We start from the raw sequence: 7,645 nt of genomic DNA, 5'->3' as shown, positions 1-7,645 counted from the left end.
TCTTCATGACCGTTCCCTCGCCGTTTCAGGCCGCACCGACCAACTCAGCCCTCATCCTGAGGAGCAGCCAGGGGCTGCGTCTCGAAGGATGTTCCGGATGCCTCCGGAGCATCCTGGAACATCCCGCAAGACGCCGTTGCGCGGCTCCTCATGAGGGGTTGTGAAGGCCGATAGCGGCTTCTCCCCAGTTCCAGCCGGTTTTCCGGCTCGTCGTCTTCAGGTCGTCAGTACTGCATCGCCCGCGTGCGGGCGTTGCCGATATGGGCCGCCATCGCCTCGGCCGCGCGTTCGGGGTCGCGCGTCTCGATCGCCGCGATGATGGCGAGATGGTCCTGCATCACCGGCACGATGATGCTGTTGTGGATGCGCGTCTCGTATTGCCGGATCAGCCGGATCTTGAGCCAGGTCACCCGAAACGCCTGGCTGACGATCTCGTTGTCGAGGTGATCGATGATCGCCTCGTGCATCAGCCGGTCGACCTCCTCGGCATCCTCGATCAGCCGCTCGTCGCCGCCGGCCTCGGCCCGCTGGACGATGGCCTCGTGCCGGGATCGCTGCTCGGCGATCTCGGCATCCGTGGCGTTCTGGGCATAGAGCGCCGTCGCCTCTTTCTCGAGGAAGAGCCGAAACTGGAAGGCGTTGCGGATCAGGTTGAGATCGACATGGGCGACCTGCATGCCCCGCTGCGGCACGGTCTTGATCAGCCCCTCCGCCTCGAGGCGCGGGATCAGCTCGCGGATGGCGCCGAGCGGGAAGCCCGTCATCGCGACGAGTTCGCGCTGGGTCACGAACTGGCCGGGCCTGATCTCGCGCGCCAGCAATCGCTCGGTGAAGGAGGCATAGGCGCGCTCCCTCAGTTTCAGCGGTTCGCCCTCGCGCGGTTCCTGCTCCGGCTGGCTCACGATCCCTCCCTCTGTGTCCTCGTCAGGCGGCCTTCGCCTGGGTGATCGAATCGAATGCTGCAAAGAGCCGCTTGCGGGTGGCTTCGTCCAGCGCTTCGAGCGGCGGGCGCATCGCGCCGTAGCCGGCATCGCCATGGACATGGCCGACCAGCGCCTTCACCGCCGGCAGCACCGGGTAGGAGCAGATCTCGTCGACCAGCGCGTTGACGACCGGGCTGTCCTTGCCCTCGTAGACCATCGGGCGCAGCAACTCCGGCACGAGGTTGGCGACACCGCAGATCGTGCCCTGCGCACCGTTGCGCACCGCCTTTGCGAGCTGGCGTTCGTCGCCGACGAGGATGGCGAGTTCGCCATGCGCCTTCAGCAGCGCCTCGGTATTGGCATAGCTGCCGGAGGAATCCTTGACGCCGATGACGAGGCCGGGGAATGCCGTCTTCAGCCGCTGCACCAGCCCGACGCTGATCTCGACCGCCGTCACCGAGGGGATGTGATAGAGCACGACGTTGCGGGCCGAAGGTCCGAGCTTCTCGAAGAATTGCGAGAACCAGGCGAAGAGGCCGTCGTCGCTGACGCCCTTGAAGTAGAAGGGCGGCGCCACGAGCAGGCCCTTCGCCCCGGCATCGAGCGCCAGCCGCGCCTGTTCGACCGATTCATGGAGCGAGGCGGCCGCGACGCCGGCATAGATCTGGCTGGCAGGGTCGATCCCCGCCCCGATCAGCGCCCCCATCATCGCCGTCCGCGCCGGCAGGCCGAGCGCCGCGCCCTCCCCCGTCGTGCCGAACAGCGTGACGGAGTCGCAGCCGCGCGCAAGCACATGGCGCGCGTGATGGGTCAGGCGCGGGAGGTCGACGCTGCCGCCCTCCCGCATCGGGGTGGTGATCGCGCAGGAGAGGCCGAAGCGGGTCGTGTCGGTGGCCATGTGAGGGAGCTTTCAGAGCTGAATGGTGACTGACATGTTAGTATGAAGACAGAAGCGCCCGCAAGCGCCCTGCATGGGTTTTGCTAGCCGTCCTTGAGGCCCCCGGACGAAAGCCCGGCCACGATCTGGCGCTGTGCGATCACGGTGACCAGCAGCACCGGCAGCGTCACCAGCAGCGCCGCGGCCGCCAGCGGCCCCCAGGAGATCTGCTCGAAGGTCAGCGAGTTGTAGACGGCCGAGGGCAACGTCCGGCTCGCCTTGCCGCCGAGCACCACCGAGAAGATGAAGTTGTTCCAGGAGAAGATGAAGGCGAGGATGCCGCCGACGACGATGCCCGGCTTGGCCAGCGGCAGCGCGACATGGCGGAAGGCCTGCCAGGTCGTGGCGCCATCGATGCGCGACGCGTCCTCCAGTTCCATCGGCACGTTCTCGAAATACCCGATCATGATCCAGACGATGATCGGGATGGTGATGACGAGATGGGTGATGACCAGCGCCGTGATGGAGCCCACCAATCCTGTGATTTGAAACAACAGGAAGAGCGGGATCAGGTAGGACAGGGCCGGCGTCATCCGCGCGACCAGGATCAGCACCGCGAATTTATGCGCCTTGCCGCGCGCGATGCCGTAGCCGGCGGGAACGCCGACCAGCAGGCCGAGCAGCACCGCGCCCCCCGTGACCAGGATCGAGTTCCAGAGATAGAGCCCGAAATTGTTCTGCGCGAAGACATCGACATAGTTCTTCAGCGTCGGCGGGTTCGGGATGAAGACCGGCGGGAACGCGGTGTTGTCGAGCTCGTTCTTGAGCGAAAGCGAGATCATCCAGAGGAAGACCAGCACCGCCGGCGAGACCAGCACGAAGACCGAGGCCCAGAAGCCGAGCTTTTTGGCGAAGCGCTTCATCACGCGTTCCACTTCGACTTCTGCCGCGCATAGAGCAGCAGCAGCGAGAGCATGATGATGATCACGAAGAAGATCACGACGACGGCCGAGGCGTAGCCGATCTTGTAGAACTGGAAGGCCTGCAGATAGAGGAAGATGTTCAGCGTCTCCGAGGCCGTGCCCGGCCCGCCCTGCGTGATCACGAAGATCGTGTCGAAGGCCTTCAGCGCATCGATGGTGCGGATGACGATCGCAACCATGATGAAGGGCCAGACCAGCGGCAGCGTGATGTGACGGAACATGTGCCAGTCATTGGCGCCGTCGATCAGCGCGGACTCGTAGGGCTCTCGCGGCAGCCCGGCCAATCCGCCGAGCACGATCAGCATGACCAGCGGCGTCCAGTGCCAGACCTCGACCATCACCAGCGTCGGGATCACCGTGGCGGGATCGTAGACCCAGCCGGAGGGCCCGATGCCGACGAGCGACAGCAGGTAATTGAGCACGCCGAGCTGCGGATGGAACATCATCGTCCAGACCAGCGCGACCGCGACCGGCGTCGCCATCATCGGCATGACGAAGATCGTGCGCAGCAGGCCCCGGAACGGGAATTCGCGGTGGAACACCAGCGCCGCCGCCGTGCCGAACACGATCGGCAGCACGACCGCGAGCACCGTGAAATAGGCGGTATGGCCCATCGACTCGATGAAGCGCGAATCCTTCGCCAGCTCGGCGAAGTTGCCGAGGCCGACGAACTCCGTCCCGCCCCCGATCTTCCAGTCCTGCCCGGACATGTAGAGCGTGAACAGCCAGGGGAAGACGATCACGGCCGCGATGACCAGCACCGCCGGCAGCGAGAACAGCCAGTAGCGCGGCGTGAAATCCTGCGACGCTGCGGCGGCAGGAGGCGTCGCGCTGGCGAGGCTGGCTGGCAGGGACGTGCTGGTCATGCGATCTGCTTCACTGGATACGAGCCGTCATGCCCGCCCTCGTGGCGGGCATCCACGTCTTGAATGCGCTCTGCGGCCGGTAAGGACGTGGATGGTCGGGACGAGCCCGACCAGGACGCCTCCCGCTTGGGGCAGCCTCAGCCCTGCTCGCTCTTGGCGAGCACTGGCGCGAAGGTTTCCGTCGCCTTCTTGAGCTCGGCCGCGACATCCGCCCCGCCGATCGCATTGGTCAGCGCCACGCCGAACACGTCGCGGAACTCGGTCACCGGCACGATCTGCGGCAGGCCCGCCCGCGCGATCTTGGCCGAGGCCAGCAGGCACTCGAAATACTGCTTGCCGAACTTCGACTGCGAGATCGTCTCTGTGTCGAGATAGGCCGAGGAGCGGCCGGGCGCGCCGGCGCCGGCCTTGAGCATGGCGATCTGGTTCTTCTTGTTGGTCATGAACTGCAGATAGAGCCAGGCCGCTTCCTTCTTCGAGGAGCCGCGCGAGATGCCCATGCCGTCGGCGAACATGCCGGCATGATGCGCCTTCGGCCCCGGCGGCGTCACGCCATAGCCGACCTTGCCGACGATGCGGGACTTCGACGGGTCCTCCAGCGGCGTGGCGAAGCCGATGCCGTCGAGCCACATCGCGGCGCGGCCCTGCATGAAGGTGGTCTGGCATTCGTTCCAGTTGAAGCCGACCTGGCCGACCGGGCCGGTGTCCTTGTTGAGCTTGCGGTAGAGATCGGCCGCCCAGATCGCCTCGGGCGTGTCGGTCAGCAGCTTGCCCTCGGGCGAGACCGTCTCCATGCCCTGGCCGAGCATCAGCGAGGTCCAGACCGGGATATTGGCGTTCTTCAGGCCGCGCGAGACGAAGCCGGCGACGCCCTTGGCGGGGTCGTGCAGCTTCTGCGCGACGGTGAAGATCTCGTCCATCGTCTTCGGATAGGCCACGCCCTTCGCGTCGAAGAGCTCCTTGTTGTAGTAGATCATCCAGTAGTCGACGAAGAACGGGATCGTATCGAGCGACCCGTCCGCCTGCCGCGCATAGGCGACCGGGCCCGCGCCGAAATCGGCGAAGTCGAAATCCGGGGCGGTCAGCGACGGGTTCTTGATGTAGGGGTCGAGATTCTCGAACCACTTGCCCTTGGCCGCCATGCGCTTCTGCACATGCAGCGAGATGCCGCTGACATCGAAGCTCGGCTTGCCCGAAGCGAACTCGATCACCGCCTTCTGGCGCTGTTGCTGCTCCGGCACCTGCTCGGCCGAGACCTTGATGCCGGTGAGCTCGGTGAACTCCTTCTCCGCCGCCTGCATCAGGTCGGAACGCGGGTTCTTGACAAGCAGCACGTCGATCGACTGGCCGGCGAACTTTTTCCAGTCGAACGGCGCCTGAGCCTGCGCCTTGCGCAGCACCAGCGGCGAGGCGATGGCTGCGGCGCCGCCGGCCAGCAGGACGCGGCGGGTCGGCTTGAGAATGCTGTCGGTCATCGGCGTCCTCCCCAGGACTCTTGATCAGTCTACTGCGCCGCCCTTTGCGGGCTTGCCTTCGCGCGGGGTGGCCCTGAAGCGTCGCCTCCGCCACCCGCGATCGGACTGGACGCTAATCCGCTTTCGAGCCGGTTGCAAGCTAACATGTTGGCGTGCACATAGTAGCGCGACACCGGCCCCGGCCGGCGCCGAGCCCATGCGCGAGAGCCGCCCGTGAAGACCCAGCCACGCATCGATTCGCACCAGCATTTCTGGCGGCTCGGCCGTGGAGACTACGGCTGGCTGACGCCGGCGCTCAAGCCCCTCCATCGCGACTTCGAACCGGGCGATCTCGCCCCGTTGCTCGCCGGACACGGCATCGCGTCGACCATCCTCGTCCAGGCAGCGCCGACCGAAGCGGAGACGCGCTTCCTGCTCGATCTCGCGGCCACCACGCCCTTCATCGCCGGCGTCGTCGGCTGGACTGACTTCGAGGCCGCCGACGCCCCCGCCCGCATCGCCGCTCTGGCGGCCGACCCGCTGCTGGTGGGCCTGCGCCCGATGGTGCAGGACATCCCCGATCCCGGCTGGCTCGCCAGGCCCGGCCTCGCCCCCGCCTTCGCCGCATTGAAGCAGCACGGCCTCGTCTTCGACGCGCTGGTGAAGCCGCCGCAGATCCCGGCACTCCTTGCCTTGCTGGAACGCGAGACCGCGCTCCCCGTCGTCATCGACCACGGCGCCAAGCCCGACCTGACCGGCGCCGACCTCGCCGCATGGCGCGGCGGCATCGCCGCGCTCGCGGCCCGGCCGAATACGGCCTGCAAGCTCTCCGGCCTCGTCACCGAAGCCGGGCCGAGCTGGACCGACGCGACGCTGGCGCCGGCCATCGCGCATCTCCTCGCCTGCTTCTGCCCGCAGCGCCTGCTCTGGGGCAGCGACTGGCCGGTCGCGACGCTGGCCGCCTCCTACGCCGAATGGCACGCCGCCGCCGAGCGGCTCACCGCGGCTCTCTCCGAGCCGGATCGCGCCGCGCTCTTCGGCGGCAACGCCGCCCGCATCTACCTTGCCGAGAGGGGCCGCCGCCCATGCTGAAGAACCTCGACCCCGTCCTCTCCGCCGACCTGCTCTGGGTGCTCGCCGCCATGGGCCATGGCGACGACCTCGCCCTGGTCGATGCCAACCACCCGGCGCAGACCATCGCCGGCGCCACCACCAGCGGCCGGCTGGTCCGCCTGCCCGGCCTGACGATGCAGCGCGCCGCCCGCGCCATCCTCTCGGTGCTGCCGATCGACGATTTCGAGCCCGCGCCCGTCAGGCGCATGGAAGTCGTCGGCGATGCCGCCGCGATCCCCGACGTCCAGAGCGCCGTGCAGATCGAGATCGACAAGGCGCTGGGCCGGCCCGCACCGCTGGCCGGCATCGAGCGCTTCGCCTTCTACGAGGCGGCGCGGCGCGCGTTCGCCGTGGTGCAGGTCGGCGATCCCCGCCCCTATGGCTGCTTCCTGCTGCGCAAGGGCGTGATCGCCGGCGTGCCGGGCTGACGCCCTGGTCTCACGCTCCCTTGGCGACGGCCTGCTTCAGCCGCGCGATCGCCTCGGACGCGCCGGCCTTCACCGAAACATCGAGCGTCTCGCCCTCGCGCTCGATCAGCGCGACCAGCGCCTCCGGCGTGATCGCCTCCCGCTGCTGGGCCAGCTTCAGCACGGCATTGGCGAGGATATTGGGCCAGTAGGCCGCCCCGCCCTTGGCCAGCCCCTTGGCCTTGCGGCCCTCGAATTCGCGGGCAAGCTGTTCGGGCGTCTTCCTGGCCATGGTCTCGTTACCTCCAGAGCAATTCCGGCAAGGCGGCGAAGCGGCTTCGCGTCCGGAATGGCGTCAGAACAAAAGGCGCGAGCTTCGCAGGCGAACCCTGTTCGCCGGGCATGCTCGAGCGGAATGAGCCGCTGCCTATCACGAATTGCCGGCTGCCGCCTGCCCCCTTCCGCCATGCCAGACACGGGCAACTGTCGCGGGATCGGATTCTTCCGAAAGTGGATTCCACTTTCCGGTCCGATGCCCTAGGAGGAGCCCGCCCGAGGCAGGCCTGTGATGCGGCCGCCCGTTCAGGACCAGACCATGCCCCGCCTCTCCCGCGTTTTGCTCGCCGCCTCCGCCTGCCTTCCCATCCTCGCCGCTCTCGCCGCCCCGGCCGCCGCCCGCATCACCGACCGGGAGCTGAGCTGCGCCGACTGGCTGAAATCCGGCGGCCACCGCAAGAGCGAGTACTCGGCCGGCGTCGCTGAGAAGATCCGGGCCTTCTGCGCTGCCAACCCGCGGATGAAGGCGATCGACGCCGAAATGACCATGACGGGCGATTGAGCGGCCGGAGATCCGGCACGCCACCTCCCCGCCCGGCCCGCCTGCGCCGCTACTTCGCCGTCTCCTTGCGGAATTTCGCGGCGCATTCGATGTAATAGTCCCGGCGCACGCGCTCCGGCTTCGAAAAGCGGTTCATGTAGAAATCGCCGGGATTGGGGTAGTTCGCCTGCTTCTCCAGGTTCTT

At 67.3% G+C, this 7,645-nt stretch carries 9 protein-coding genes; 3 read left to right on the top strand and 6 right to left on the bottom strand.

Annotation, left to right across the window (positions count from 1 at the left end; genetic code table 11):
• Window positions 1–224: 224 nt before the first annotated feature.
• From ACIPIA_RS06940 to ACIPIA_RS06920, 5 genes are all read right to left on the bottom strand, one after another.
• Window positions 225–902: a GntR family transcriptional regulator gene (locus ACIPIA_RS06940; RefSeq protein ID WP_400507959.1), complete on the bottom strand. Its 678-nt coding sequence runs from the start codon at window positions 900–902 to the stop codon at window positions 225–227.
• Window positions 903–924: 22 nt separating this feature from the next.
• Window positions 925–1,821: a dihydrodipicolinate synthase family protein gene (locus ACIPIA_RS06935; RefSeq protein ID WP_400507957.1), complete on the bottom strand. Its 897-nt coding sequence runs from the start codon at window positions 1,819–1,821 to the stop codon at window positions 925–927.
• 83 nt (window positions 1,822–1,904) lie between these two features.
• Window positions 1,905–2,723, bottom strand: a complete 819-nt coding sequence (locus ACIPIA_RS06930) for a carbohydrate ABC transporter permease (RefSeq protein WP_400507955.1) — start codon at window positions 2,721–2,723, stop codon at window positions 1,905–1,907.
• On the bottom strand, window positions 2,723–3,649 hold the full coding sequence (locus ACIPIA_RS06925; RefSeq protein ID WP_400507953.1) for a carbohydrate ABC transporter permease: 927 nt from the start codon (window positions 3,647–3,649) through the stop codon (window positions 2,723–2,725). Before ACIPIA_RS06925 ends, ACIPIA_RS06930 begins: the two co-directional genes overlap by 1 nt.
• Window positions 3,650–3,786: 137 nt before the next feature.
• Entirely contained in the window at window positions 3,787–5,124 is a 1,338-nt protein-coding gene (locus ACIPIA_RS06920; protein WP_400507951.1) for an ABC transporter substrate-binding protein, read from the bottom strand.
• Window positions 5,125–5,337: 213 nt separating this feature from the next.
• Between ACIPIA_RS06920 and ACIPIA_RS06915 the strand changes: the two genes are divergently transcribed.
• The gene (locus ACIPIA_RS06915) at window positions 5,338–6,195 is read left to right on the top strand and encodes an amidohydrolase family protein (protein ID WP_400507949.1); all 858 of its coding nucleotides are present in this window, start codon (window positions 5,338–5,340) and stop codon (window positions 6,193–6,195) included.
• Window positions 6,189–6,644 (top strand): RbsD/FucU family protein, encoded by a 456-nt coding sequence (locus ACIPIA_RS06910; RefSeq protein WP_400507947.1) that lies wholly within the window; start codon window positions 6,189–6,191, stop codon window positions 6,642–6,644. Before ACIPIA_RS06915 ends, ACIPIA_RS06910 begins: the two co-directional genes overlap by 7 nt.
• A 10-nt stretch (window positions 6,645–6,654) precedes the next feature.
• Here ACIPIA_RS06910 and ACIPIA_RS06905 read toward each other — a convergent pair whose 3' ends face one another.
• Window positions 6,655–6,915: a hypothetical protein gene (locus tag ACIPIA_RS06905; RefSeq protein ID WP_400507945.1), complete on the bottom strand. Its 261-nt coding sequence runs from the start codon at window positions 6,913–6,915 to the stop codon at window positions 6,655–6,657.
• A 303-nt stretch (window positions 6,916–7,218) separates the two neighbouring features.
• Here ACIPIA_RS06905 and ACIPIA_RS06900 point away from each other — a divergent pair, with 303 nt between their 5' ends.
• Entirely contained in the window at window positions 7,219–7,461 is a 243-nt protein-coding gene (locus ACIPIA_RS06900) for a hypothetical protein (RefSeq protein ID WP_400507943.1), read from the top strand.
• Window positions 7,462–7,645: the final 184 nt, after the last annotated feature.

This window comes from Allobosea sp. CER48 (assembly GCF_044752385.1).
GTDB lineage: Bacteria > Pseudomonadota > Alphaproteobacteria > Rhizobiales > Beijerinckiaceae > Allobosea.
Note: the sequence above shows the minus strand (reverse complement) of the source record. Positions and strands in the feature narration are given on the sequence as shown.

Coding starts and splice junctions, on each gene's coding strand:
- ACIPIA_RS06935 (WP_400507957.1), bottom strand. CDS start 1,821: ATGGCCACCGACACGACCCGCTTCGGCCTCTCCTGCGCGATCACCACC.
- ACIPIA_RS06930 (WP_400507955.1), bottom strand. CDS start 2,723: ATGAAGCGCTTCGCCAAAAAGCTCGGCTTCTGGGCCTCGGTCTTCGTG.
- ACIPIA_RS06925 (WP_400507953.1), bottom strand. CDS start 3,649: ATGACCAGCACGTCCCTGCCAGCCAGCCTCGCCAGCGCGACGCCTCCT.
- ACIPIA_RS06920 (WP_400507951.1), bottom strand. CDS start 5,124: ATGACCGACAGCATTCTCAAGCCGACCCGCCGCGTCCTGCTGGCCGGC.
- ACIPIA_RS06910 (WP_400507947.1), top strand. CDS start 6,189: ATGCTGAAGAACCTCGACCCCGTCCTCTCCGCCGACCTGCTCTGGGTG.
- ACIPIA_RS06905 (WP_400507945.1), bottom strand. CDS start 6,915: ATGGCCAGGAAGACGCCCGAACAGCTTGCCCGCGAATTCGAGGGCCGC.
- ACIPIA_RS06900 (WP_400507943.1), top strand. CDS start 7,219: ATGCCCCGCCTCTCCCGCGTTTTGCTCGCCGCCTCCGCCTGCCTTCCC.